We start from the raw sequence: 537 nt of genomic DNA on the forward strand, positions 1-537 counted from the left end.
CTGTAACCATCGCTTGATTACTAGTGATTGCCTGACCGGTTAATCGTTCTGCTTCCGGTAAATTCGGTGTCACAACAGTCGCTAACGGGATCAGTTCGTCGCGAACCGTTTTAATCGCATCCGCGGCTAATAACGCCGCCCCGCCTTTCGCAATCATGACTGGATCAACTGTCAGCGGCCCAAAATCAACTCGTTTCAAGTTCTCAACGACGGCATGGACATGTTCAGCATCTGCAAGCATCCCCGTTTTACAAGCGCGAATGTCTAAGTCAGCTGCTAACGAAGCAAATTGTTCGTCAATGAGCTTCGTCGGCATTGCCATAAAATCTTGGACCCCCAATGTATTTTGAGCTGTCACGGCAACGACTACCGCGGTACCAAAAACGTGACGTGCCTGCATCGTTCTTAAATCGGCCATGACACCGGCACCGCCACCACTGTCCGTACCAGCAATCGTTGCCACTTGTGGAAATTCATTCATTAAATCTCGCGACCCTTCATTATATTTAATCAACTTTAGCAATTGTTTGAATTTCT

The 537-nt window shown here is 47.9% G+C and carries 1 protein-coding gene; it reads right to left on the bottom strand.

What is annotated here, in order from left to right; genetic code table 11:
- Positions 1-481: hydroxymethylpyrimidine/phosphomethylpyrimidine kinase (locus A3223_RS06700; RefSeq protein ID WP_141081798.1), on the bottom strand; the 481-nt coding region annotated here is incomplete at its 3' end.
- Positions 482-537 lie beyond the last annotated feature (56 nt).

The organism is Campylobacter concisus (genome assembly GCF_002092855.1).
In the GTDB taxonomy this organism is placed as follows: domain Bacteria; phylum Campylobacterota; class Campylobacteria; order Campylobacterales; family Campylobacteraceae; genus Campylobacter_A; species Campylobacter_A concisus_AI.